Consider the following 1,960-nt stretch of genomic DNA (forward strand, 5'->3'; position numbering starts at 1 on the left):
TCCCAGCGGGTCATTTAGAAATTGTGCGGCGGTGCAAGAGTCAAAGAGGCTTGTCATAATGTTAGATCCTTCTATTAGTGGTCAAATTATAGCGATGAGGGGATAAAATATGCTAATATTGCTCCCATTAAAGTTAGAAATTAAAGGATTTTCATGCCGTTACTCGATAGTTTTTGTGTAGACCACACCATTATGCCAGCACCTGCCGTTCGTAAAGCAAAGGGGATGAAAACTCCTAAGGGGGATGATATTACCGTTTTCGATTTACGTTTTGTTAAACCGAATGAAAAAACACTCTCTCCTGAGGGGATCCATACGTTGGAACATTTGTTTGCAGGTTTTATGCGTGATCATCTCAACTCAGGGAGCACGGAGATCATTGATATTTCTCCGATGGGATGCCGCACCGGATTTTATATGAGCGTTATCGGAACACCGAGCGAAGAGGTTGTTGCCGATGCGTGGGAAGCATCAATGAAAGATATCCTCGAAGTAAAAAGCCAAAAAGATATCCCTGAACTCAACATATACCAATGCGGAACGTATAAAATGCACTCTCTTGAAGATGCGAAAGCGATCGCAACCGAAGTGCTCCGCAAAGATATCGATATTATGGATAACGAAGCGCTAGCGCTTGACCTTGCAAAGGTAGAGCAATAATGGTACTGCTGTTGCCGATGGATGGCGATGATACCCAAGAGTCTGAACTCACGGGTGTTTTAAGCGTATCGTTTTGGGCAACGGTAGAGGTGGAAGAGGGGCGAGTTATCGAGATTAATTTTTATACGGATCGTTCTGAAATCGAGGGTTGGTTGGATGCGGTTATCGTCACCAACAACTATGAACCCGTTATGGAGTTCATCGATAATCAGATGATGGTTCTTGTTGCTCATACACAGCGCACCATCGATGATATTGTCGAAGCATACTTATTTAGAGAACTGCACGATTTATCCATTTGATTTTAACGCCATCGGAATGCATCCCGATAGCTACGCTAACGCTGTGTTTTGCTCAGCGCAAAGCTCACGCACGCTTACGTGCTTTTTATCACCTAAAGGTAATAAATATGATCACCTCACTCCTTCATCCGACACCCCATACGAAAATTATGGTGGTGACAAGCCATTTGGATTCTATGACGGAGGAGATGGGTGATTTCCTCGCTCCCTATGAGGGGTTGATTGATGTTTCACTTTTTCCGGGGGATCATCAGAATCTAACCTCTTTTCATAAAACCTTTACGATCAAAGATTATAAATCTCCCGCAGGGGGAATCCCCCGTGATTATGCCGCCGTGATTGTACAGGATGTATTGCATCTGCACGAATCTCCGCACAAATTTTTAGAGCTCCTTTACCGCACACTTTTGAATGCTTCGGAGATAATTATTCTCCAAAAAAACGGTTCTATGTCGTTTCCTGAGGTCGAATCACTCCTCGATCAGGTCGAATTTCGAGCGATCAACGCAATTACTGATTTTATAGAGGGGTATGATGTAATTGTGGCAAAAAAAATGCATATGTGGGGTAAGGGACTATGAAACAGTGGGTACAAAGCGAAGACGGCAGTTATACGGCATATTCTAGCGAGTATGATGAACATTACCACTCGACCAAAGACGGCGCCCTCAACGAATCGCTGAAAAAACATATTGAACCCGCTTTTGCGCTCCATTGCAAGAAAGACCATCTGCGCATTATCGATATCTGCTTCGGTTTGGGTTTTAATACCCTCCTGAGCCTCTACTGGCGTGATACCTATTATCCCGATACGACTCTCGAAATTTACTCCCCCGAACTCGACGGCGAACTGGTCGCTTCGCTCGTTGATTTTCCCTATCCCGAAATCTTTGAGCCGTATCGAAACATTATCACTGATATCGCAACGCTCGGCGGCTACGAGGATGAACGGACGCAGATCACTGTTGAGATTACCGATGCGCGAGTGGCAATGCGAG

At 44.6% G+C, this 1,960-nt stretch carries 3 protein-coding genes and 1 pseudogene; all 4 read left to right on the forward strand.

Annotated features, from left to right (window positions below; all coding sequences use genetic code 11):
• Positions 1 to 153 precede the first annotated feature (153 nt).
• Entirely contained in the window at positions 154 to 660 is a 507-nt protein-coding gene (luxS, locus tag A2517_RS03030; RefSeq protein WP_294893997.1) for an S-ribosylhomocysteine lyase, read from the forward strand.
• On the forward strand, positions 660 to 962 hold the full coding sequence (locus A2517_RS03035; protein ID WP_294893999.1) for a hypothetical protein: 303 nt from the start codon (positions 660 to 662) through the stop codon (positions 960 to 962). The genes luxS and A2517_RS03035 overlap by 1 nt, the downstream gene beginning before the upstream one ends.
• A gap of 107 nt (positions 963 to 1,069) precedes the next feature.
• A complete protein-coding gene (locus A2517_RS03040) occupies positions 1,070 to 1,543 on the forward strand; it encodes a hypothetical protein (protein WP_294894001.1) in 474 nt (157 codons plus the stop codon).
• A pseudogene (locus A2517_RS03045) lies at positions 1,540 to 1,960 on the forward strand (hypothetical protein); the annotation flags it as partial. The gene A2517_RS03040 and the pseudogene A2517_RS03045, both read left to right, overlap by 4 nt.

This window comes from Sulfuricurvum sp. RIFOXYD12_FULL_44_77 (assembly GCF_001830725.1).
Classification (GTDB): domain Bacteria; phylum Campylobacterota; class Campylobacteria; order Campylobacterales; family Sulfurimonadaceae; genus Sulfuricurvum; species Sulfuricurvum kujiense_A.

Coding starts and splice junctions, on each gene's coding strand:
- A2517_RS03040 (WP_294894001.1), top strand. CDS start 1,070: ATGATCACCTCACTCCTTCATCCGACACCCCATACGAAAATTATGGTG.
- A2517_RS03035 (WP_294893999.1), top strand. CDS start 660: ATGGTACTGCTGTTGCCGATGGATGGCGATGATACCCAAGAGTCTGAA.
- luxS (WP_294893997.1), top strand. CDS start 154: ATGCCGTTACTCGATAGTTTTTGTGTAGACCACACCATTATGCCAGCA.